The organism is Alteromonas sp. CI.11.F.A3 (assembly GCF_032925565.1).
Lineage (GTDB): Bacteria > Pseudomonadota > Gammaproteobacteria > Enterobacterales > Alteromonadaceae > Alteromonas.
The window spans coordinates 1,126,974-1,149,064 of sequence record NZ_CP136708.1 but is presented as its reverse complement, the minus strand read 5'-3'; the positions used below and the strand labels follow the sequence as shown (position 1 = coordinate 1,149,064).

Below are 22,091 nucleotides of genomic sequence, written 5' to 3'. Positions count from 1 at the left end.
GCTTCATTCCTCGTTCAATGTGGCACTGCCTTTGCAATTTCAGTAAAGAACCACAGTGGTGTCAAAAAAAGCGTCATTTTTATGACGCGCATTACACGTTGATATGCGAGGAATATGATGGAACTGGCAATTATTTTAATGATGTTACTTATTGTGGTGGCATTAGGCGCCATAAAATTATCAGATGGTGGCGTAGCGTTTCCTTTTCGCCGAAAGCCACAGCTTTTCACGCCTGTAGAGCACTCATTTTTAAACCTTATTGAGCAAGCAATGGGGCGAGAGTTTCGTATCATTTGCCGTGTTCGTTTGAGCGACATAGTGTCAGTAAGGCAATCGGCCAATAAGAAAACGGCCAGCCAAGCTATCTCTAGAGCCTCTTCGCGCCAGCTCGATTTTATCTTAGTCGACAAGCAGGACATGAGCCCGATATTGGCTATCGACCTTGTGCACAACCAAGGGAAGGAAGGTTACAAAACCCAGCGCGATTGGTTTGTATCTGGCGCATTAGATGCAGCGGGTGTTCCCCATGCTCGCATTAAGGTTAAGTCGGGTTATACCGTTGACGACATTCGTGAATGCCTTGAAAACAAGCTTATTCCTTATAGAAGAATTCAACAAAAAATGTCACAGCTTCCTACGCACAACCCTGAGCCGACTAAGCGCCCTACTCGTCCAGTAAGGTCTAGCCGCGCGGCAGCTGCGTAAAATACTACTATTTCCCCCTAGCCTTTGTTGCGCTCCATTATTGCTGTAATAGCAGGTGACAAAGGCTTTTTCCTGTCAGTTTTCCTCATTTCCTTATACAATTCATTACCATATATATAGCAATTTTTGCTTCCCCCCATATTTGACTAAATCGTTAATGACGTGAAAGAGACTGACATGAAAGAGACAGGCATGAAAAAAATTGGCATTCTAGGCGCAATGGACGAAGAAGTTGCGTTACTTAAAGCTTCACTTTCAAACCTAAAAGAAACCACGTGGAAGCACTTAACCTTTTATGAAGGCAGCCTTAATAACGTTGAGGTTGTGTTGGTAAAATGCGGTATCGGAAAAGTAGCAGCGGCACTTGCCACTACGGTACTTATTGAGCAATACGCGCCAGATGCTGTAGTAAATACAGGTTCAGCGGGCGGCTTTGATAAAAGCTTAAACATTGGTGACTTGGTGATTGCCACCCACGTTATCCATCACGATGTGGATTTAACCCATTTCGGTTACAAGCTTGGCCAATGTGCTGGTATGCCTGAAGACTACCGCTGTGACAATACGCTCATTGAAGCTGCGAAAACGGCTACGGGCGAGTTAGAAAATATCCAATCTACCAGTGGCCTTATTTGTACTGGCGATTCGTTTATCGGTACCGACGAAGCGGTAGAAGCGCTGCGTGAAAGTTTCCCCGATACGAAAGCGGTTGAAATGGAAGGTGCTGCTATAGCCCAAACCTGTCACATGCTTGATGTTCCGTTTCTCGTCATACGTTCGTTGTCGGATATCGCTGGCAAGACATCAACGGTCAGTTTCAAAGAATATTTAGATACTGCGGCAAAGCATTCAGCACAACTCGTTATGGCTATGATCAAAGCGTTGGCGTAGCGGTAAATGGAAGCATTGCTGACCCAATCAGCATATCAGTCGGTGCTGGTGTTATGGTTGGCAGTTATTTTAGATGCCCTTTGGCGGTGGCCGCTTAGCAGCCACCCGCTTACCCTTATGCGTTATCTGGTTAGGCAGATGGGGTTTAAAGTTCTCCCCTCTTTAAGCTACTCCCGTTCTCAACATTATATCTCCGGTTCATTAGCCGCCATTGTATTATTGGCGCCCTTAATTGTTTGCCTTGCCATACTCATATACATGGCCCAATACCCTGCTTTTTTCGAAGCCGTGATTATGGTTGCCTTGCTCGACTTTGCCTATCAGCGCCATCAATTCAGTCAAATTTTAAAAACCGTAGGTAAAAATAAAAAAGTACTTACCAGAGAAACCGTAGACGCCATAGTTGCCCGTGAATGCACCCAATTAACCGATGTAGGTATTGCGAAAGCCGCTATCGAATCGTTATGGCTTAAGTTTTTATATCTTTATTGCGGCGTTATTTTTTACTTTATGTTGGCTGGCCCGATTGGGGCGCTCACCTACCGTCTGTTATTGCTCACCTCATGGCAATGGCACTATCGAAATCCTAAAATGGTGCATTTTGCTAAACCGGTGAGAAAGCTTGTTTCTTTGTTAGTTATTCCCCCTGCACTACTCGGTTGTATTGCTGTGCTTCTTTTCACTCATCCTGTAAAAGGCATTCGAGCGGTAAAACGAAGTAAGGCAAGAGATAAAACCTCCTTATTGCTCGCGTTATTTGGTGGAATACAAAACATTCAATTAGGCGGCCCGGCTATCTATCATGGCCGTAAATACCGCTACCCTCGCGTGGGTGGTGCCAAGCAAGTAAAGTATTCAGATATGATACGCAGCAAGCGCACAATAGTCGGTGCCATGGCTGTAGTTACCGCCATCGCGAGTGTCTGTTTGTTATTAGTCGCAGTACAAACACAAACTTTAAGCGAGGTCTTCTAACGTGAAAAGCGTATATCACAAGCTGCGCACGCAAGTTGCGTCAATAACCGCTACATTGCTACTCGCGCTAGCCCCTCATTGTGCTTCTGCTAACGAGTCAACGCCGCGAATTATCACGCTTGCACCTCATTTAACCGAGTGGGTTTATAGTCTTGGGTTAGAGTCACACTTAATTGGCGTTAGCGACTACAGCAACTTTCCTCAAGAAGCTCAGCTATTACCTAAAGTAGCCGACTATCAAGGGGCAGATTTATCCCAAATAATGGCGCTGCAGCCTACCTTAATTTTGGCTTGGGAGGGGGGCAATAAGCCGCAAGATTTGCACCGTTTAGAAAGCTTAGGTTATAAGGTGTTTCGAGCCAAAATCACCGAAGTTGAAGACATTGCCAGTGAGTTGAAGCGTTTAGGTAAAGCGACTAACACAGAAGAAAAAGCCAACGCGCTCACCAATGCGTTTTTACGCCATTTAGCGGCATTAAGAGACCAGTACGCCACGCCATCAAAGCATGAAGTGTTCTACTACTCTTGGACATCGCCACTAATGACCATAGGTGACAATGCGTGGCCAAATAAGCTACTTAACGTATGTGGTGCGCAAACCTTATTTGCTGACAGCCCAGTCGATTACCCACAAGTGTCGGTACAAGAAGTGCTATCTAGACAGCCCTTTGCATTGGTAGCGGCAAGCAACCAGCCAGCGTCCGATCTTGAGCAATTTTGGCATCCCCACCGCCGCTTTATGTCAGCCCCTTTAATTGTCGTCAATCCGGACATTACCAGCAGGTTCTCACTGCGGTTAATTAATGAACTAAAAACACTGTGTAAGGGTATTAACTAGCACTGCCACAAGGTATAATACTGCCTCATTTTATCTAAAGGTTATTCATGCGAATCGTTTTAGTCATGTTTCTCTGCGTTGTTGCAATCACGTTATTTGTGTCGATGCAATGCACAGCGAAAGCAACCTCTCAAGGATCGGTTGCGGCTTCCCCGTACCTCATTGAGCGGGTGAAAAACAATGACTGGATGCTTATAGACGTGCGCTCTCCAAGCGACTTTGTCGATGGACACATTCCTGGTGCCATCAATATGCCTCAAGAAAACATTAACGACTATCTTACCGAGTTAGAAGGCCATAAAGACAAGCCTATTATTATTTATTGCCAATCTGGCACTCAGGCTAAACTTGCTATGAAGTTTCTTAAAGACTTAGATTTTTCTGAGGTCATGCATTTAGAAGGCGACATGCTGGGCTGGAATGCGTCTCAAATGCCAATTGACAGAATGTAGCTTTCTGTAATTAAAACCTGTGTAATTAAAACCTTTGTAAATATAACTTCTGTAAATAGAGCCTTTGCAACGGCGTTTCACTTTCGACAGCCAGCTAAACGCTCCTCTACACCGCTATTCACTATCAGACGACAACATCCCTACACTTTTGATACACTGACACGCATTCACCAAGGTGACAGGCAATTCATGAAAATAGATCTCGCAACACCCGCCATGCTTTTTCCAGCAATCTCATTGCTGTTGCTGGCTTATACCAACCGTTTTTTAACCCTTGCTACGCTTATTCGTAACTTTTCAAAAGAAGAGCGTGACGACAATACCCTAGCCCAAATCAAGAACTTGAGACTGCGTATTCAGCTTATTAAGCGGATGCAAATTGCAGGGGTTGGCAGTTTCTTTTTGTGTGTCGTATCTATGCTTGCGATTTACCTTACTTATCAACAAGTGGGGAATTGGATATTCGCATTAAGCCTAGTGTCTCTTCTATATTCACTTTGGATGTCGGTAAAAGAAATACTCATTTCTGTAGAAGCATTAGATTTTCACCTTGATGGTATGAAAGAGCAACATGACAGCACCAAACTTAAATAGCGTTAGGTACCTACCTTTAGCGCCCGAACATTTTGATGATGTTATACGCTTAGGCAATGAAGTTCAGGGTGAAAATTACCTGATGCCTGATACATTAAAGGTCATGTACGATAAAAGCTGGCACAAAAATATTAATGCTAGCTTGGTAAGCTATTGTGGTAATGACATTGTTGGCTTTCGAATTACCTACGCTCATTCGCAGTGGCAATGTGATAAATGGTGCAGCCCAGAACTATGGCCGGTGGCTCCGGAGAAAGTATGCTATTTCAAATGCAATACGGTATCGCCTGCTATGCAAGGAGCGGGCATTGGAAGTACCTTATTAGCGAAGTCGGTAAGCGCGGCCAAAGCACAAGGCGCTGAAGCAGGACTTGCCCATATTTGGCTTTCTAGCCCAGGTAATAGTGCGTTTAAATACTTTACTAAAAACGGCGGCGAACTCATTAAGAAACACCCAAACAAATGGCGCTATGAGTCAATCCACGAAGGTTACGACTGCCCTGTGTGCCCTGAAACCTGCGAATGCGAAGGCGCAGAAATGTTACTGCGGTTTTCCTAAAACCTACAGACATTAAAAAGCCCCGATAAGTCGGGGCTTTTTGGTATTTGCATTAACACCAAAATGCTAAGGCCTAAGCGCTAATACCAAACTAGGCTAACGTAATTCTCGCAAATTTACGTTTACCCACTTGATAAACGTTTTCGCCAGCTTCGGTCAGTACAAGACGAGTATCTTCTACTTTATCGCCGTTAATCTTAACTGCACCTTGCTTAATCATACGCATAGCGTCAGACGTTGAGCCTACTAGCTTGGTTTCTTTTAATAAGTTACCAATCGCAATACCTTCTTCGCCAAGTGCAATTTCAAACTCTGGCATTTCATCCGGAATAGCATTTTTCTGGAAACGCTGAATGAAGTCTTGGTGCGCGCCTTCTGCTGCCGCATCGTCGTGGAAACGAGCGATAATTTCTTTCGCTAGCAATATCTTAATATCACGTGGGTTTTCACCGTTTTCAACACGCTGTTTAAGTTCAGCAATTTCTTCAAGCGGACGGAAACTTAGTAGGTCGTAATAACGCCACATCAAGTCATCTGAAATCGACATCACTTTACCAAACATATCGTTTGGCGCATCAGTAATACCAATATAGTTATTTAATGACTTAGACATTTTTTGAACGCCATCTAGGCCCTCAAGTAACGGCACCATCACAATAGACTGTGGCTTGATACCTTGCTCTTTTTGAAGCTCGCGGCCCATTAGCAAATTAAAGCGTTGATCGGTACCGCCTAACTCAACATCAGATTTAAGCGCTACTGAATCCCAACCTTGCACGAGTGGATACAAAAATTCGTGTATCGCGATAGGTTGGCCATTGTTGTAACGCTTTTTGAAATCATCACGCTCAAGCATACGTGCAACCGTTTGGCTGGCAGCTAGTTTAATCATGCCCGCAGCGCCTAACTGATCCATCCACTCTGAGTTAAAGCGAATTTGAGTCAGTTCAGGATCAAGAATTTTGAACACTTGTTCTTGATACGTTTGCGCGTTTTCTAATACCTGTTCTTTATTTAAGGGCTTGCGTGTCACATTTTTCCCTGTAGGATCGCCAATCAGGCCAGTAAAATCCCCAATAAGAAAAACAACGGTATGGCCTAACTGCTGAAAGGTACGCAGTTTATTGATCAAAACAGTGTGACCAAGATGAAGATCAGGCGCAGTAGGATCAAAACCCGCTTTAATGGTTAGGGTTTTGCCGGATTTTAATTTCTCAATTAAATCCTCTTCGGGGAGAATTTCATCCGTTCCCCGTTTAATTTCAGCTAGCGCTGTTTGCCAGTCTTTCATCGGTTATTTCACACTCTTGATGTTGTAGAATCTATTTTGAATGGCATTTTACGCGGACATTGGAACCATTAAAAGGTTTCTGCGTCAAAAAGCGGATGACTTGTCGTCACGTTCGTTATTGAACGCAATGGTTACAGGCTTTTAACTGCTGCACTTTGCATATCAAGGTGCACGTCGAGGGCATTGAGATCAGGAGGGAGGGGGCTTCCGCAAACACGCGGTAAACCCATACATGGGCGCTCCGCCATCGCATCCATGCGATAGAGGGTTTGCTACAGCCCCCTCCCTCCTTCTCATGACCTCGATGCATAGCTACCAGCAGTCAAAGTCGCTTTTCGCTATTTATTATAGCCATTGCGTTCAATAATTAACTTTTGCGCTAAAAAACAATGAGAAAAGTTGCATTTTTGAGCAACTTATGTGACAAGTACATTGCACATAAAATTCTCAAGTAGGTAGTATTATGAGAATCAAACTAGACGCCCTAAAGGCGCTAAACATATTTAAACAATTGCCAAAGCAACACCGAACAGGATTAGCTATTGCTAGTATGTTTTTAGGTGGGCTTATTCTTTTGCCGTCTGACACGGTAGAAGCGAGTCGTCATCAAGACGCTTTGGTACTTGATACCGGTATTCGTTACCCTCTCGATTTGAACATTATGCCGTCAACCGACGTGTTTTCAATTGAAGAAGAGTCGAACTGGCAAACCTATAAAGTTCGCAGCGGCGATACCCTTGCAAAACTGTTTAAGCGTGCGGGTTTTACCTCTCGTGACGTTTACAATGTTACTCAAGCTGGTGACCTTGCTAAAACACTGGTGACCTTATTACCTGGTGATGAGCTTTCGTTTAAAATTAATAACGACGGTACCTTTGGTGAGCTTAAATATAAGCTTTCTTCTACCGAAACCTTATTCATTCGCCCCGACCCCACCAGCGAAGATAATAGTTTAACGGCCGATCTTGAAAAACGTGACGTTGATATTCGCTATAACTTTGCACAAGGTGAAATTCATTCAAGCTTTTGGAATGCTGGGGCAACGGCGGGATTAACCAGCAATCAAATTATGAACCTTGCGGGTATTTTTGGCTGGGATATCGATTTTGCGACAGAAATTCGTTCAGGCGATACCTTCAATGTGGTGTTTGAAGAACAATACATCGATGGTGAGTTCGTAGGCTATGGCGACATAGTCGCCGCAGAATTTACTAACCAAGGTGAAGACTTTAGCGCTATCTTGCATGAAGATGGTACTTACTACACGCCTGAAGGCAGAAGTATGCGTAAGAGCTTCTTACGCGCGCCAATTAATTTTAGGTACGTGAGCTCTAACTTCTCCAAAGCACGTTTCCACCCTGTGCAAAAACGCTGGAAAGCACACCGTGGTACTGATTACGTAGCTGCAGTTGGTACGCCAGTGATGGCGGCGGGTGATGGTAAAGTCATTAAGTCAGCGTACGACAAATACAATGGTCACCATGTATTTGTTCAACACGGTGAAAAATATACCACTAAGTATCTGCACTTTAAAAAACGTGCAGTGAAAGTAGGCGACACGGTAAAACAGGGTCAAACTATTGGTTATTTAGGTAGCACTGGCTTGGCGTCTGGCCCGCACGTGCACTATGAATTCTTGGTAGACGGCGTACACCGTAACCCTCGCACTGTTTCGCTGCCAAAAGCATTACCTATTGCCGCTGAAGAGCGTGAAGCATTCATGGACATTGCCCATGTACGTCAACAGCAGCTTAATAACAACAAACGCATAATGCTTGCAATGAAATAGCCTACTTATGGCAAAGTACATTGGCCTTATGTCAGGAACTAGCATGGACGGCGTTGACGCCGTCCTTTGCGATATCACTGCCAATAAGTGCCAAACCTTACATGCGGTATCTATTTCTTATCCAGCCAATCTACTTTCTTTACTTCATTCACTTTGCACACCTTCTCCTAACGAACTCAATGCTATGGCAACCGCCGATAGGTTGGTGGCCGAAGGCTTTGCACAAGCCGTAAATGTGTTGCTATCAGAAACTCAGCTTTCATCAAACGATATCACCGCAATTGGCTCTCATGGACAAACCATAAGGCACTTTCCGCAGGGAATCGAACTTCAAAACGACATAGAACAAAAAGGTTTTACGTGTCAGATTGGCGACCCTAATACTCTTGCCGTGTTAACAGGTATTGATGTTATTGCTGATTTTAGGCGTAAAGATATTGCTCTTGGCGGCCAAGGTGCGCCCTTAGTTCCAGCCTACCATAATGCTATCTTCGCGCACGATATCCAGCCAAGAGTGTTGGTTAACATTGGCGGTATTGCGAACATTTCAGTATTAGCAGCAAAACAAAATACTATTGCTCCTCTTGGCTATGATACTGGCCCAGGCAATACCCTAATGGATGCGTGGGTTAAGCTGCATTTGAATAAGCCCTATGATGACAAGGGGCAATGGGCTAATACCGGTAAAGTAAGTGATGACTTATTAACAAAGTTACTTTCAGATAGTTATTTTCATCAAACCGCGCCGAAGAGCACTGGCAGAGAATATTTTAATATAGCATGGTTAACGTCTTATCTTGATACGCTCGCCAGTTCACAAGCCAGTACACTTCCCCCTCAAGATGTGCAAGCGACACTACTAGCGCTAACAGCAACAAGCATTGCCGATGAGATTAACAAGCAAAAAATGCCTATAGGCGCACAAGTCATCGTTTGTGGGGGCGGTGCCTTTAACCCTGTATTGATGCAACGCATAGCCAACTTATTGCCAAGTTATCAAGTGAGTGACAGCCACAGTATCAATATTCACCCCCAACACGTTGAAGGGGCCGCATTTGCGTGGCTCGCTTTTGCACATCGAAATAGTATTCCAGGCAACGTACCAGCTGTTACCGGCGCTTCGCGAGAGGCTGTATTGGGTGTTTTTTGCCCTGCAAACTAAATGTAAGTGGGAATTTTAGTTTTGATAATAACCAGCGCGCCTCATTACAGCTTCAGATTGGTGTTGCGCTGTTTTTAATGCCTCTTGAATAGTAATTTGCCGCTTCACTGCTAAATTTATCTGTACTCCCACTAGGTAACCGAGTGCCGTAAATTCAGGGATTGGAACAAACTGGCTTCCAGTCGTGGGGATATTAATATTATCAAGCTCAGTCGCTAGCAATGCGTTGTATTCATAGCTAGCATAAGGAATAGCGCTTATATAGCTGTCACTGTAGGTTGAATGACGAGTGCCAGCTGGCGCTGCGTAATAACCATACTTACCTTTAACCGAAGTTATAAACGCTTTAGACGTTAACCAATAAGCTAATTCCTGTGCTATTTCTTTATTTTGAGATAAATGAGGTATAGCGAAATTCCACGACCAAAACCATTGTGCTCCTTTTGGTGTTGTTCCTATTGGCGCATAAGTCACACCGACATTCTCCGAAACCTTCGAGGAAGAAGGATCTAGGATGTAGCCACCTAATGATGATGCATCAACAAAGAATGCTAATTTTCCGTCAGCAAAGAGTTGCTGGTTATCTTTCCACCCTAAATCGTATTCACCTGGCGGACCGTTGTTTACCTCGATTGAAACATAGTCCTTGATTGCTCGCTCCCACGACCTAGAAGTAAGCAACGGCTTCATATCTTCATCAAACCAGCTTCCACCGTACGTATTTACCATGGTGCCAATTAATGCCATATTTTGTCCCCAACCTACTTTTGTGCGCAGCCCTACACCATACAGTTGCGATTTGGGATCTTGAATTTCCATAGCTATGGCACTTAGGTTTTTATAAGTCATCTGCTTGGGCAAACTAATATCAGCGTTCTGCAACAGATCTTTTCGGTAAAAGGTCAGCGTTGTTTCTCCTACAAACGGTAAACCATAGACCTCACCTTCGTACGTATTTGAATGCTTTGCGATGGGTACAATATCTTTCATATCGTAGTTCGAGGGCGGATCGGAGAAAGGTAACAACCAACCATTTCTAGCCCAAATAGGCACTTCGAAATTACCTAGCATTACCAAGTCAAACTGTGTTTCGTTAACTGCAAAATCTCCCTGAAGGTGCTTTCTTAGTATGCTCTCCTCCATGACACGCCACTGAATTTTTTGCTCTGAAAAAGGCGTACCACTGTCATTCAAGTATCTAATAGCGGTTTCAATACCATTAATATTAGGCGCTCCAACTATTAATCCTCTTTCCCTAACAACATTATCCGGCTCGAGGAAAATACCGTATCGCTTTAATATTGTATCGATAGTTCCATCAGCTTCTAGAGAAGCCAATGCTTGATTGAAACGCGCCATAATTTGTGGGGCGTTGGGTAGTTTTTTAGATATCCCTAAGAAATGGGGATTACTTTTCCTAAGCGATTTAATGAATTTAAATTTCTGTGATAAATGGGGACGATGATTAGTTATTGTTTGTTTTGCGCTGTACTCATCGATATAAATGAAATCAACTCGCCCCCTATCTAACATATCTAACAATGTCGGTAATGATTTGGCTAAAAGTACATCGACATTTTCAGCCTCACGAAGACTCGACGGCAACTGTGCGCCGCGTAAAACCCCAAGACGGGAAAGACCTAAGCTATTGAATTGTTTAATCGAATCGCCTAATTCGGCGTTTAATAAGCTCTGAATGTTTCGACTGTTATGGATAAGATAGTTGATGCTCCCACCACGGATAGCATCGGAATATATCATCCCCTCAACACGTGCTGTGCTATCGCGAAGCGGAAAAACACCTTCAACTTGTCCGCCGTCGGCGAGATATATCGCTCTAGCATGCGGAAAGAATTCAATTTTGGGGATGTAGCCCATTTTTTCAAATGTAAGGTGAATGACCTCGTTTACGTACCCTTGTTTAGGGTCGTGCGCGCTACTGAATGGACTCGCTTCTGAGGTGGCTAAAGTAATTGTGTTTCGTTGATCGGCGTAAACGCCAAGCGAAAACGTATAGCTTCCAAATAGAATCAAAAATATCGAAAAAAGACTGATGATATTGGAGTTAATAGAACCAGACCAATTATTCATAATCTCAATAGCAGTTGAAAACCATTAAGTTAGTATTGGCATGAACGACCGAAATTGCCAGTTAATCTAGTTTTTCGCGCAACTCGAATTTTATGTAATTGGCCTTTTGATATTGAGACAGCAATCTTATCTACTCGTGTTTTCAGTCCGCACAACGTTGCCCGCAACTATTAGCTCCTTGCTTCTTGAAACAAGCGACTTCGCTGTTCATCTCACATAAAAAATGCCAGCAAAGGCTGGCATTTTTTTAAATCATGATGAGCATCACTACAGTAGAGTAAGTATTACTTCGCCATGTTTGTCTTCAAATTGTTGGTCTTCAAATCGTCAATGGATACTTTCTGAGGACTTTTAACTGCTTTAATATCAAACAGTCCATAGCCAGCCACAAACATAAAGCATACAGCAGGAACAATATAAGAAATAACGATACCGGCTGAGTCGATAATTGCAGCTTGGAAGAGTGGCATAATTGCACCACCTAAAATAGCCATTACCAAACCCGCCGCGCCAAGTTTAGTATCTTTCCCTAGCCCTTCTAACGCGATGCCGTAGATAGTAGGAAACATTAGCGATAAACATGCAGATATTGAAATTAGTGCCACCACACCGACTATATTTGGCGATTGTGTCATAACAATACACAACCCTACTGCCACCAGTGACATCACCATAAGCAGTCGTGCTGGATAGAGATACTGCATTACCCACGTCATCACAAAACGTGAAATAAGAAACACTATCATGCTGTATTGAAGTACATCGCCGCCTTGTACCTCATTACCTCCAATCGCTTTCATGACGTATTGGATAGTAAAAGTCCACACACAAGTTTGCGCGCCAACGTTGAAGAACTGAGCCATTACACCAAAACGATAATGTTTGTTCGCCACTAGGCGCTTCAATGACGCTGCAATGTCGATATCATCAGCTTTAGACTCAGTGGCTTCATCCACAGGGGTTTTAATCAAAGCTACAGCAACCCAAACCACAAGAAGCACACACGCCATAGCAACATAAGGGATCATCACCGCATCCAGTTCAGCACCTATAACAGATTTTAGCTCAGTCATAGACATAGCACTTCGCTCTTCAGCTGAAGCCTGATTCAAATTAGGGAGTATGAGCGTTGCGGCTAAGAATACGCCAAAGTTTGTCCCTACAGGGTTGAATGCCTGTGCTAAGTTTAATCTTCTGGTGGCGCTTTGCTCGTTGCCCATCGCCATGACATAAGGATTAGCGGACGTTTCCAAAATAGACAACCCACCGGCCATCACAAACAAGGCCAACAGGAAAAAGCCATAAGTCATTGTTTGACTTGCAGGATAAAATAGAAAGGCACCAGCAGCAGCACATCCTAGCCCTACTAGCACACCCGTTTTATAAGAGTATCGTTTATTAATAAAGGCTGCGGGTATCGCTAAACAGAAATAAGCACCGTAGTAAGCGAACTGAACTAAGGCCGATTGTAGTGACGACATAGTAAATATCTTACTAAAGACTTTTACCAGTGGATCCGTCATGTTGGCGGCAACACCCCATGCAGCAAAACACACCGTTAATAAAATAAACGGTAATAGCGTATCTCTGGAAACTATAGGCGCTTTAGTTTGCATCACCCCAACCTCGTCTTGTAAACAATTTGTTGAGCAATTTAACCAACAAAAAATGTTCATGTCAATAAATCAACAAAGCTTATTTAATAATAAACCAAACTGTAAAACTCTCATCAAATTCACATTCATGCGATTACTTCAACTATCCACACTATTCCAATTTTTATAAATTCGTTATATTAAACAAGGCTTAAAAGGTATTCCCAGCTGAAAAAGATACTACAAAAGTCTATAAAAATTGCATTTCCGAACTCAAAAAATGTCATACCGCCTCACCTTAACCATTAACACCCATGTAAAATAAAAATAAATAAACATGATTGATTTATTGCTTTATCTGCATTAAATTGCGTTTCCTATACGAAAACTGTTAACACAATGTAACTCAAGATCACTCTGTTCTAGGCATTGAAATCAAATGTAAACATCGTGATGAGCACAAAGATAAGTGCAAGTTATAAGCACGTTCAATCAACTCTAAGGGTAAGATATGAAGCATAATTTTCATTGGTTAAAGCAAAAAACGCTCGATTTAAAGCCACTTACACTTACTTCCTGCTATCTATTAGTCAGTTTTTCTTTTCCTACATTGTCTGCTCAAGATACATCGGAATACATAGAATGGCAGGCTAGCTACACGGGAGAAGCCGCTGCTAATGTTGATGGGGGTAAGCGTGAAGGGAGTGCTTATGCTGGTCAATTATTTTTGGGCGCAGAAATAGACTTAGAAAAATTTGCAGGTTGGGACAATACTAAAGTCCATGTGGCATTTACTAATCGTCACGGACAAAACCTAGCGGCTACGCATATTGGAAGCAGTACGTCTGTTCAAGAAATCTATGGTGGCCAAAACTCCCGTTTGGCCAGGCTTACCGTAGAAAAAAGCTTTTTTGACGACCAGCTACAAGTAGAAGTTGGCAGAACTGTGGCTAACATCAGCTTTCTTGGTTCAGAGCTATGCCAGTACTTTCAAACGAATTCTGCCTGCGGTAACCCCACCTTTGTATTTAAAACCAGTAACTTTACATGGTGGCCTGTTTCAAGTTGGGGAGGCCACGCAAAGTACTGGCTATCACCTGAAATCTATTTTCATACTGGTGTGTATGAAGAGAACACTCCTCACCAAGATTTGAGTGATCATGGTTTTGATTGGTCAACGGATGAATCTACTGGCGTAGTCGTACCTGTGACATTGGGCTATCAGACTACATGGGAAAATGACGACTACCCGAGACGTTACGAAATTGGCGGTTGGTACGATGGCGCTGACTATACCGATCCAGCTAAAGATGAGAATGGTGATTTTGCGGCTGCCACGGGCAACGACTATGCAACGCTAAATGGGCGCTCTGGTATTTTTGCCAGATTCGAGCAAACCATTTTACGTCCAGATTTAAATTCTAAACGCAGCGTTACGATTTTTGGTGCCGTGTTAACGGGCACATCGGGTGAGCTTATAGAAGATGAATATATTAAAGCTGGCTTTGTTAAACGCGGTACCTTCGAAGGACGAGATAAGGACACGATAGGCTTTGTTGTCACTCAACAGTTTTACAATGAAGATGCCATTGAAGACCAACGTATATTGCGCGAAGCAAATGGCGGCTTAGGTCGCCCTGCAAGCAGCCAAACCATGATGGAGTTAAGTTATGGCATCCATATTAATGACAACATACGGGTTCAACCTAACGTGCATTATATTATCAATCCAGACCAGTTTAGCGAGCGTGATCGCCTTCAATCGTTAGATGATGTATGGGTTGTCGGGGTTCGGTTTGACGTTAACCTAGCTGGATTACTACTGCACTAATTACAGCAAACTTCCCTCTCATTTCCACCGGACGGGTCGTCATTTTGATGACCTTTTTTCTTTTTAGCTTATGCACATTTTCATTAGTTAACGCTTCTTTTCGTATTACGCTATTAACACCTGCATTACCAACTACGCAGGGTTCCCCCTAGCCTCTCTTGCTCTCATTTTGCTATTTATTAGTTCCAATCGGCATATCCTTTCATCTTGAATCAATCCAAGTCGCGTCCATTTCTGTAATCACTATCACACAGTATTAAAAGGATGGACAAATGTCAGAGTTATCTCTGTTTAAGCCTTTAGAATGGGCAGACAATACGCTTCAAAACCGCATGGTATTAGCACCAATGACACGTGGCCGTGCAGGTAGTGACCGCATACCTAACAAAATCATGGGCGATCAATACGTACAGCGCGCCGATGCTGGTCTTATTATTACCGAAGCGACAGCTATCTCAGAAGAAGGTATTGGCTGGGTAGACACCCCCGGAATCTATACCGATGAAATGGTAGAAGGGTGGCGCTCTATTAACGAAAGAGTGCATGAAGCTGGCGGTAAAATTATCCTTCAGTTATGGCATACAGGCCGTGCGTCACACAGTGACTTTCATAACGGCGACTTGCCATTTTCTGCTTCTGCTATTGCCATTGAAGGCGATGAAATTCACACGCCCAAAGGTAAAAAACCTTACGAAGTGCCACGAGCAATGACACAAGATGACATTCGTAGGACGGTTGCTGATTTCAAACATGCGGCGGTAAATGCTAAAGCTGCAGGCTTTGATGGTATAGAAGTGCATGCAGCTAATGGTTACCTGCTAAATCAGTTTTTAGACAGTCGCAGCAATCAACGTAGTGATGAATACGGCGGCAGTGTAGATAATCGATATCGCTTCCTTAGTGAAGTGATGGACGCGGTATTAGAGATTTGGCCTGCAGAGCAAGTCGGTGTGCGTTTATCGCCTAACGGCGTATTTAATGATATGGGTGCTGATGATTTCCGAGATACGTTCACTTATGTCGCCCAAGCACTTAATAAACTTAACCTTGGCTATTTACATGTGATGGATGGTCTAGCGTTTGGTTTCCATGAACGCGGTGAGCCGATGACACTTGCTGAGTTTCGTGCATTGTTCGACGGCATGTTAATGGGTAACTGTGGTTATACCCAAGAAGAGGCAGAGAAACGTATTAGCGACGGTGATGCCGATATGATTGCTTTCGGGCGACCTTGGATCACCAACCCAGATTTACCGACACGGTTTAAAAACAACTACCCGCTAGCAGCGTTTGATGACCCATCTACATGGTACGGTGGCGGTGAAGAAGGTTACACCGATTACAATACTTACCGCGAAGAAAGCGGCAAAGCAGCCATGGAGTCTTTAACCTAAATAATAGGGTTAAACTAAATAATAGGGTTAGCCTAATTTACAAGGTTAACCTCATTGCTGGAACAAATATCTTGTAGTCAGTTGATAAAAAGCAGTCATTTGATGACTGCTTTTTTATATCTTTAGTAATACTGCGTTAGTACTATTTCGTGAGTAACACTGCGCTAGTTAAACGCCACTTGTTTATCGGCTAATACCGCGAGCTTTTCTAGGCAAGACATCCATGCATATTGATGTTGATCGCATTCTTGTTGGTTACTGAAACCACTATGAATTAATGTTAACGCCACTTCCCCTTCGCTCGTTTCTTCAAATGAAATATCCACTGAGCTCATAACGGTTTCTTCTACACCATCTTCCCACGCCCAAGAGAACACAAGCCTCTCGTTAGCTAAAATAGTCACATATTCGCCAGTTAGTGCCATTTCAACACCGCTGGGTTCAAGCATTTTTATGCGATACCTTCCGCCCTCTGTAAAACTACTCATTATTTGCGATACCTTACAATTACCCGGCGCGAACCACTCTGATAAGTATTCAGGTTCATGGAATGCAGCAAATAGAAAAGAAATGGGCGCATGAAGAGAGACATTTAAGGTGAATTGAAACATGATAAGTCGCCTGTAAAAAGCCTAGTGCCTTGGAAAGTTTAGGCGCTAGAAGAAAAGAATTCTAAGATGTTATCGGCTATGTTCGACATTTTCTTTAGTTCAGCAAATAGCGTTGCCTTATGTGAATGATTACCTTAGGGTATCGTCATTAGCAAGTTGCAACTCGCCGTTACCTATTCGCGCTCTATCAAGTTTAGCACATTGCATGATCATGCCTTTCGTCGTATTAGGTAAAGCAGGTAGGGTAACGCCTAGCAGTTAAAGTACTTAGAAACACATAAAGCTACTATTAAAGATTACTAAGGCTCATCCATGTCAATTCAATCGCCTACACTTAACGTCTCTATACTCAGCAAAGATGCTAACGCATTAGCAAAGGAAATAACCAACACGTGGGCCGAACCTACTTCGCTGCATATCTGCCAAGCCGTTACTACTTCTGAACAAATTAACCCTGACGAGGTTGAGGTACTACTTGCCGACCCTAATTTGGCGGCTAAAGTTATCGACCAATGCACGGGCTTGAAGTGGTGCCAATCCACGTGGGCTGGCAATGCACCGCTGCTTAATTTGGACAAAAGCGATTACATACTCACTGGCGTAAAAGGCGTGTTTGGAAAACTAATGCGCGAATATGTGTTTGCCTACCTTTTGCAATACGCACGCAATATTCCAGCGTTCGCGCATAACCAAAATCATCAGCCTCCAATTTGGAAAGAAAGTCCTCGCGCGCCTCTTACGGGTAAAACCTTTGGCATTTTAGGTGCAGGTTCAATAGCCCAAGCACTTATTCCCGTGGCTAAAAGCTTTGAAATGAAGGTCATAGGCTTATCGAGAAGCGGTCAAGCGGTAGAGGGATTTGATAACGTCTATGCAGCAACTGACCTGCTCAAGTTTGCTCAAGAAGTCGATCATGTAGTGAACCTGATGCCAGATACCCCCGCGACTACAGGGGTATTAGACCAGGCTTTCTTTGAAGCACTAAAGCCACACAGTGTGTTTATCAACGCAGGGCGTGGAAGTGCGATGGTCGATGATGCGCTTTTAAACGCACTGAACAGCGGGCAACTGCAAGCCGCCGTTCTTGACGTATTCACCCAAGAGCCCCTGCCAGAGCAGCACCCGTTCTGGCGCCACCCTAAGGTGGTGGTTACTGCACATACTGCGGCAGTATCATCACCTGAGGATGTAGCTGGCGTGTTTGTAACGAATGCAACGCGTTATATGACCAACGAACCGCTTCTATATCAATTTGATTTTAACAAAGGCTACTGACGGGGATCGGTAGCGGTTAGCTCTATACGGTCGCGGTGTTTTTCATGGAATTCCAGTAACAAAGGATAGTCTTTAAAACTGTGCAATTCTCTGAATAGCACCCAATCTACCATTGAGTACAAACATATTTCGGGATACGTCCAGCCACTAAAACCACCCGCTTCGAGCTGCTTAGACAGTGATGAAAAAACCGATTCGATACGTTCTTTTTGCAAACGAATGATGAGCTTATCTTGATTGATATCGATATCAGAGCGCTTAAGTAGCATCAATTGCACGAATGAATCGTTAGCTGCGTCTATCAGAGTAAGCAGGTTTTCTTCCTCCCATGACAGAGAGTCATGGTCGAGTTTGCTCGCCAAATAGCTATAAATAACTCTAGAATCAAAAATGAGTTGCCCATCGTCTTCTAGGCAAGGCACTTTCAAGGTGGGGTTTCGTGATGCGAGTAGCGCTCTGTCTTCCCCAGAGAATATTTGTAAATCGAGGAATTCATGGGGCGTGTTGGAAAGTACTACGCGAATTCGACGTACAAATGGAGATGTTACCGAACCATACAATTTCATAGCTTCAACCTGAGTGAATTTACTTACACACTTAGTTTAGCCATAAAATTAACGAGGAGAAAAGCACTATACCGTAAAGGCGAGACAAGCATACACCAAGATGCGGTGTACGCCCGATAATCATTTACACGCTGAAACTAGCGCCGCATCCACAAGTAGTGGTTGCATTTGGGTTTTGTACTAAAAAGCGTGCCCCTTCTAAACCTTCTACATAATCAACAACGCCACCCACTAAGTATTGCAAGCTCATAGGGTCTACCACCAAGGTAACGTCATCTTTATCAATTGTCATATCGCCGTCGTTCACCTTCTCATCAAAAGTGAAACCATACTGAAAGCCAGAGCAACCGCCTCCAGTAACATAAACCCGCAGTTTTAACGCAGGATTTTCTTCTTCCGTGATGAGCGCTTTTACTTTTGTCGCCGCTGCATCAGAGAACTCAATTGGCAACGCCATTTCTACGGACATACTCACCTCTTCATTAACCATGTGCGCCTGCACGGATTCACGTACACGCATTGATAACCCAATTATCTAATACTTGAGTAATGCTATCAACTATTGGGGTGAAACTAACTGAAACAATAGCTATCGGCCTTTCATTTAGCATGAAAATGCGTGGCGACATGGACACTACTGGCCTTAAGGCATACTCTAAAAAGAAACCGGCGGGATTAACATGACGCATTCAGTATCTTCTATTTCCCTTCAAAATCGTAAGCTTAGGCTGCCAGAAGGTGCACAAGCACCTGCTATCGATGAACGTGAACATTACAAACAAGCATTGAAAAGCTGGCAAAAAAAGTTGCTCCATGTTCAACAGGCTTACTACCACCAAGGCCGACGCGCAATTATTGTATTTGAAGGATGGGATGCCTCAGGAAAAGGCGGCGCGATTAGAAGGGTAACCGAAAAGCTCGATCCTCGCGGTTTTCGAGTCCACCCCTTTGCCAAACCTACCCCAGAAGAGCAAGGTCGCCATTACCTTTACCGGTTTCAAACACGACTCCCTACACCGGGTAGGCTTGCCATTTTCGATCGCTCTTACTATGGTCGTGTCATGGTCGAGCGCATTGAAGGCTTCACACCACAACCTGCATGGGAAAGAGCCTTTCAGGAGATTAATGAGTTTGAGCGACTGTTAATTGATGACGGCGTGACAATTATAAAACTCTTTATGCATATTTCAGCAGCCGAGCAATTAGAGCGCTTTGAAGAACGCTTAAATAACCCTTACAAACGCTGGAAGCTAACCGAAGAAGATATACGAAATCGTGGCCGACGAGATGACTACACTACTGCCATAGAAGAGATGTTTGATAAAACCGATACTCAAATGGCGCCATGGCATGTGATACAGGCTGAGCGTAAATGGTTTGCTCGTATTAGCGTGTTAAAAACCATTGTTGAGGCGCTGAGTGAAGGCGTGACAGTAGAACCTCCGCCAATCGACCCAACCGTGGTGCATTTAGCGAAGCAGCAACTTGGTATTACGTTTGACCAAAGCAAATAAACGACAGCAGTTTACCCATGCCTTGTTACTAAGACATGGGTAGTACTATTTTATGGCAAGTCGTGGCCGTGTGAGTCTTAACTTTCAGGCAAGGTAACGTTTAGCTCTAACACGCTACAATCGTCACTGTTCTCCAACTGTACCGATACTTGGTCATCTGCAATGCTCACATACTTGCGTATTACCTGAATGATTTCTTGCTGCATCATCGGCAGATAATCAGGCTCAGTACGTTTGCGTCTTTCATGCGCAACAATAATTTGTAACCGTTCTTTGGCCACTGCCGCAGTACTCGGCTTTTCCTTTTTCTTGAGTAGGTAATCGAAAATACTCATTACTTGCCTCCTAGCAGGCGTTTAAAGAACCCTTTCTTCTCTGCTTCTAGAAATCTATGTTCAATGGTTTCGCCTAACAAACGGCGAACGGCGTCTGAATATGCCTGACCTGCGTTAGCTTCTAAATCTAGAATAACTGGCTGACCTTGGTTAGAGGCCTTAAGTACGGCTTCTGATTCAGGAATAACACCCAACAATGGTATGGCTAAAATTTCTTCAACATCAGCAACGCTAAGCATTTCTGCACTTTCTACTCGCTGAGGGTTGTAGCGGGTAAGCAATAAATGCTCTTTTACCGGCTTTCCTTGTTCAGCACGCAAAGACTTACTTTGCAAAATACCTAAAATACGATCTGAATCACGTACCGAAGATACTTCTGGGTTAGTAACCACAATAGCTTCATCGGCAAAATACAATGCCATCTGAGCGCCTTGCTCTATACCCGCTGGCGAATCACAAATAATAAAGTCGAAGTCTTCTTTCAACTCGTTAAGTACGGCTTGAACACCATCAATGGTAAGCGCGTCTTTATCACGGGTTTGCGATGCTGGCAGAATAAATAAGTTGTCGGTACGCTTATCTTTGATTAGCGCTTGTTTCAGCGTAGCTTCTTTATTTATTACGTTAACGAAGTCGTAAACCACTCGGCGTTCACAGCCCATGATCAAATCAAGGTTACGCAAACCCACATCAAAATCGATCACGACGGTTTTATGACCCGCTAAGGCTAAACCTGTACTGATAGCCGCACTTGAGGTGGTTTTACCCACCCCACCTTTACCCGATGTTACTACGATAATCTTTGCCATTTTTAATTCCTTGTAGAATACGTTAACACTTAGGCGATAGGCTCAATGCGTAACGTGTCCTCTTCTAAATAGATTTGTGCGGGCTGTTTCCAGCATGATGCTTTTACGGTTTCATGCATAATGAATTGCCCAGCAATTGAGATAAGTTCTGCATCTAACGACTGACAAAAAACACGGGCATGCACGTTGCCTTTTACGCCCGCCAGAGCTCGGCCTCTAAGTGTGCCGTAAACGTGAATATTTCCATCTGCAAGTACTTCCGCCCCTTCACTTACTGCCGCGGTAATGACCAAATCACCACCTTCAGCATAGACTTGCTGCCCTGAGCGTACTGGGCGACTAATAACTTTTACTGGTTTTGTGACAGGTGCTGGTGTAGGCACTGGTGAAGAAACTGGAGTAGGTGCTGCAGGCTCATTCGCGGCCTGCTCTTTTAACGTGGTGCTTTCTGGTTTTGTTGTTTTCAACGAGCTTTCTGTGAATTTACTTTGGCTAACATCCGCTAAGCCCAAGTCGTTGATGATACTTCTCAGTGGCCCTACTTCACCGCGTACAGCCATAGGTTGAAGCTTAAAGCGTCGACACAATGCAACGAGCAACTCGAACTCGGTGGCATTCAGTAATTTGACTAAATGCAAAATTAGCGATGAACGAGTGAAAAACTGGGGTGCACTATTTACCTTTTCAGCAAGCTGAGATTCAAAGGTATCTGGATCAAAATCGATCACTTCTAACACGATACTGGTTAGTGTAGTGCCCTTCATGCGAAAGCATGTATCTGTCATTAATTATTCCTGAGTAATTTTTATTGCTC

At 43.7% G+C, this 22,091-nt stretch carries 22 protein-coding genes; 13 read left to right on the top strand and 9 right to left on the bottom strand.

What is annotated here, in order from left to right; all coding sequences use genetic code 11:
• The first annotated feature begins 117 nt into the window (after positions 1-117).
• The 7 genes from R1T43_RS04905 (at position 118) to R1T43_RS04875 (ending at position 5,014) form a co-directional block, all read left to right on the top strand.
• Entirely contained in the window at positions 118-705 is a 588-nt protein-coding gene (locus R1T43_RS04905) for a DUF2726 domain-containing protein (RefSeq protein ID WP_013782829.1), read from the top strand.
• Between the two features lie 192 nt (positions 706-897).
• A complete protein-coding gene (locus tag R1T43_RS04900) occupies positions 898-1,596 on the top strand; it encodes a 5'-methylthioadenosine/adenosylhomocysteine nucleosidase (RefSeq protein WP_317355672.1) in 699 nt (232 codons plus the stop codon).
• A gap of 6 nt (positions 1,597-1,602) precedes the next feature.
• Positions 1,603-2,571 carry a cobalamin biosynthesis protein gene (locus R1T43_RS04895; protein ID WP_317353476.1) on the top strand — a complete coding sequence of 323 codons (969 nt, stop codon included), beginning with the start codon at positions 1,603-1,605 and terminating at the stop codon, positions 2,569-2,571.
• Between the two features lies 1 nt (position 2,572).
• Positions 2,573-3,409: a helical backbone metal receptor gene (locus R1T43_RS04890; RefSeq protein ID WP_317353472.1), complete on the top strand. Its 837-nt coding sequence runs from the start codon at positions 2,573-2,575 to the stop codon at positions 3,407-3,409.
• A gap of 47 nt (positions 3,410-3,456) precedes the next feature.
• The gene (locus tag R1T43_RS04885; RefSeq protein ID WP_317353469.1) at positions 3,457-3,861 is read left to right on the top strand and encodes a rhodanese-like domain-containing protein; all 405 of its coding nucleotides are present in this window, start codon (positions 3,457-3,459) and stop codon (positions 3,859-3,861) included.
• Between the two features lie 189 nt (positions 3,862-4,050).
• A complete protein-coding gene (locus R1T43_RS04880) occupies positions 4,051-4,455 on the top strand; it encodes a DUF2721 domain-containing protein (RefSeq protein WP_211071472.1) in 405 nt (134 codons plus the stop codon).
• On the top strand, positions 4,433-5,014 hold the full coding sequence (locus R1T43_RS04875; RefSeq protein ID WP_317353467.1) for a GNAT family N-acetyltransferase: 582 nt from the start codon (positions 4,433-4,435) through the stop codon (positions 5,012-5,014). The genes R1T43_RS04880 and R1T43_RS04875 overlap by 23 nt, the downstream gene beginning before the upstream one ends.
• 91 nt (positions 5,015-5,105) lie before the next feature.
• Here R1T43_RS04875 and tyrS read toward each other — a convergent pair whose 3' ends face one another.
• Complete coding sequence (gene tyrS, locus R1T43_RS04870; protein ID WP_062088115.1) at positions 5,106-6,305, bottom strand: tyrosine--tRNA ligase; 1,200 nt, start codon at positions 6,303-6,305, stop codon at positions 5,106-5,108.
• A gap of 463 nt (positions 6,306-6,768) precedes the next feature.
• Here tyrS and R1T43_RS04865 point away from each other — a divergent pair, with 463 nt between their 5' ends.
• Both R1T43_RS04865 and R1T43_RS04860 read left to right on the top strand, forming a co-directional pair.
• Positions 6,769-8,094: an OapA family protein gene (locus R1T43_RS04865; RefSeq protein WP_057789743.1), complete on the top strand. Its 1,326-nt coding sequence runs from the start codon at positions 6,769-6,771 to the stop codon at positions 8,092-8,094.
• Positions 8,095-8,101: 7 nt separating this feature from the next.
• Entirely contained in the window at positions 8,102-9,256 is a 1,155-nt protein-coding gene (locus tag R1T43_RS04860; protein WP_317353460.1) for an anhydro-N-acetylmuramic acid kinase, read from the top strand.
• A 15-nt stretch (positions 9,257-9,271) separates the two neighbouring features.
• Here the strand turns inward: R1T43_RS04860 and R1T43_RS04855 are convergent, their stop codons facing one another.
• A complete protein-coding gene (locus R1T43_RS04855; protein ID WP_317353457.1) occupies positions 9,272-11,347 on the bottom strand; it encodes an extracellular solute-binding protein in 2,076 nt (691 codons plus the stop codon).
• A 284-nt stretch (positions 11,348-11,631) separates the two neighbouring features.
• Positions 11,632-12,963, bottom strand: coding sequence for an L-fucose:H+ symporter permease (fucP, locus tag R1T43_RS04850; protein WP_317353454.1), 1,332 nt, complete (start codon positions 12,961-12,963; stop codon positions 11,632-11,634).
• A gap of 490 nt (positions 12,964-13,453) precedes the next feature.
• On the opposite strand from fucP, the gene R1T43_RS04845 reads away from it, so the two are divergent.
• Complete coding sequence (locus tag R1T43_RS04845) at positions 13,454-14,773, top strand: carbohydrate porin (protein WP_317353452.1); 1,320 nt, start codon at positions 13,454-13,456, stop codon at positions 14,771-14,773.
• A gap of 272 nt (positions 14,774-15,045) precedes the next feature.
• Positions 15,046-16,167: an alkene reductase gene (locus R1T43_RS04840; RefSeq protein WP_317353450.1), complete on the top strand. Its 1,122-nt coding sequence runs from the start codon at positions 15,046-15,048 to the stop codon at positions 16,165-16,167.
• 164 nt (positions 16,168-16,331) lie between these two features.
• Here R1T43_RS04840 and R1T43_RS04835 read toward each other — a convergent pair whose 3' ends face one another.
• Positions 16,332-16,778 carry an SRPBCC domain-containing protein gene (locus R1T43_RS04835; protein ID WP_317353447.1) on the bottom strand — a complete coding sequence of 149 codons (447 nt, stop codon included), beginning with the start codon at positions 16,776-16,778 and terminating at the stop codon, positions 16,332-16,334.
• Positions 16,779-17,090: 312 nt separating this feature from the next.
• Here R1T43_RS04835 and R1T43_RS04830 point away from each other — a divergent pair, with 312 nt between their 5' ends.
• Positions 17,091-18,053: a D-2-hydroxyacid dehydrogenase gene (locus R1T43_RS04830; protein WP_317353446.1), complete on the top strand. Its 963-nt coding sequence runs from the start codon at positions 17,091-17,093 to the stop codon at positions 18,051-18,053.
• Here R1T43_RS04830 and R1T43_RS04825 read toward each other — a convergent pair.
• Both R1T43_RS04825 and erpA read right to left on the bottom strand, forming a co-directional pair.
• Positions 18,047-18,619: a glutathione S-transferase family protein gene (locus R1T43_RS04825; protein WP_057789730.1), complete on the bottom strand. Its 573-nt coding sequence runs from the start codon at positions 18,617-18,619 to the stop codon at positions 18,047-18,049. The two genes, R1T43_RS04830 and R1T43_RS04825, sit on opposite strands and share 7 nt — an antisense overlap.
• 124 nt (positions 18,620-18,743) lie before the next feature.
• Positions 18,744-19,088 (bottom strand): iron-sulfur cluster insertion protein ErpA, encoded by a 345-nt coding sequence (gene erpA / locus R1T43_RS04820; protein WP_317355669.1) that lies wholly within the window; start codon positions 19,086-19,088, stop codon positions 18,744-18,746.
• Positions 19,089-19,299: 211 nt separating this feature from the next.
• Between erpA and R1T43_RS04815 the strand changes: the two genes are divergently transcribed.
• Positions 19,300-20,133: a polyphosphate kinase 2 family protein gene (locus R1T43_RS04815; protein ID WP_317353443.1), complete on the top strand. Its 834-nt coding sequence runs from the start codon at positions 19,300-19,302 to the stop codon at positions 20,131-20,133.
• Between the two features lie 77 nt (positions 20,134-20,210).
• Here R1T43_RS04815 and minE read toward each other — a convergent pair whose 3' ends face one another.
• From minE to minC, 3 genes are read right to left on the bottom strand one after another with little or no spacing between them, the layout of a single operon-like run.
• Positions 20,211-20,468: a cell division topological specificity factor MinE gene (gene minE, locus R1T43_RS04810; RefSeq protein WP_211071485.1), complete on the bottom strand. Its 258-nt coding sequence runs from the start codon at positions 20,466-20,468 to the stop codon at positions 20,211-20,213.
• A complete protein-coding gene (gene minD, locus R1T43_RS04805) occupies positions 20,468-21,277 on the bottom strand; it encodes a septum site-determining protein MinD (protein ID WP_013782808.1) in 810 nt (269 codons plus the stop codon). Before minD ends, minE begins: the two co-directional genes overlap by 1 nt.
• A 29-nt stretch (positions 21,278-21,306) precedes the next feature.
• A complete protein-coding gene (minC, locus tag R1T43_RS04800; RefSeq protein ID WP_317353436.1) occupies positions 21,307-22,062 on the bottom strand; it encodes a septum site-determining protein MinC in 756 nt (251 codons plus the stop codon).
• Between the last annotated feature and the right edge of the window lie 29 nt (positions 22,063-22,091).